Below are 1,153 nucleotides of genomic sequence, written 5' to 3' on the forward strand. Positions count from 1 at the left end.
TTCCAGCACCCTGTCAAGGGAGGAAAACAGTACCAGCGTGGTTTCGGAATCTTTCGTTATCAAATCCATACGCCTACTTTTTAGAATTGTCCCTTACTTGGCTAAGCAGAAATGTTTCCACGTCCGAAGCCTTATAGTAAATCTTATTGTTAATCTGCGAATAAGGCAGTTTCCCCGTGTCACGGTAGGTCTGCATCGTCCGGGCTGAAACATTCAGCAAACGGCAGGTCTCGCAGTTATCCAGCCATTTGTCACGCTTCCTGCGTAAAGGCACACAGAGCGCATCCACACGCCCCACAAAATTTTCAAACCTCTGTTTCCAAAGTTCAAAGGTTCTCTTTTCAATCGTCACTATTTCCATAACCGATATATTTATTATTATCAATACTCCGTTTTTCTTCACTGGTGCAAATATATAAGACTGAATGACAGGTTGTTTCTTTCTGTCCGCAAATGACCTTGCGTGTCCAAAAATGTCCACCACTGCCCCAAACGAGCAGGAAAGAAACAATAAGAGAACAGAAATCCCGGTTTCCCCCACTTACTTATTAGTAAGGTAATGAACACAAAGCCGTTTTCTATTTACCGACATTAATTTGGTGCAGAGCGCAGCAAAGCGATTCCAAACGGCTGACGCTTTGTTTTTTACCGATTTTTCTTATTTTATTTGTGGTGCTAATTCAAAAAACAAGCACCTATGAATAATCCTTTCGAAGAAATTTTCAAACGGCTGGAGAACATCGAAAAGATGATTGCCCCGGTCGTGGGCGCACAGCCCGAAGAACGGCAGGACGGAAAAGAGCCTGTGTTAGTCAAAATATCCGTTGCCAGCGGCATAACCGGGTATTCGGTCAATTACCTGTATCATTTAGCCAGCAAGGGACTGATACCCTGCGTCAAGCGTGGGCGTACCCTGCGTTTCGACATGGAGGAACTCAAAAAGTGGATGCAGCAGCAGTATGTCCCGGCTTCTAACAGACTTCTCGATGAAAAAGAAAAGAGATGATGAAACACGGCATATCGAGGGCTGGCAGTCGAAGAACGAGCGCATCGAAAGCCTGTTGAACGTCCTGTACGATTTCCGGTTCAACACCGTAAAGAGCCGGACGGAATACCGGGCTGCGGGTTCTTCGGACTTGTACCAGCCCGTTAC

General features: G+C 45.7%; 2 protein-coding genes and 2 pseudogenes. 2 read left to right on the forward strand and 2 right to left on the reverse strand.

All coding sequences use genetic code 11. The features are described 5' to 3' along the window. A pseudogene (locus tag DXD65_RS20855) lies at positions 1 to 69 on the reverse strand (DNA-binding protein); the annotation flags it as partial. Positions 70 to 73: 4 nt separating this feature from the next. Then, the gene (locus DXD65_RS20860) at positions 74 to 361 is read right to left on the reverse strand and encodes a helix-turn-helix domain-containing protein (protein WP_025866775.1); all 288 of its coding nucleotides are present in this window, start codon (positions 359 to 361) and stop codon (positions 74 to 76) included. Between the two features lie 336 nt (positions 362 to 697). Between DXD65_RS20860 and DXD65_RS20865 the strand changes: the two genes are divergently transcribed. Both DXD65_RS20865 and DXD65_RS20870 read left to right on the forward strand, forming a co-directional pair. Beyond that, positions 698 to 1,006, forward strand: coding sequence for a helix-turn-helix domain-containing protein (locus DXD65_RS20865; protein WP_117887908.1), 309 nt, complete (start codon positions 698 to 700; stop codon positions 1,004 to 1,006). Next, positions 987 to 1,153: pseudogene (locus tag DXD65_RS20870) on the forward strand (virulence protein); the annotation flags it as partial. The gene DXD65_RS20865 and the pseudogene DXD65_RS20870, both read left to right, overlap by 20 nt.

Origin of the sequence: Bacteroides sp. 4_1_36, from assembly GCF_003466325.1 — a bacterium.
GTDB classification, from domain to species: domain Bacteria; phylum Bacteroidota; class Bacteroidia; order Bacteroidales; family Bacteroidaceae; genus Bacteroides; species Bacteroides uniformis.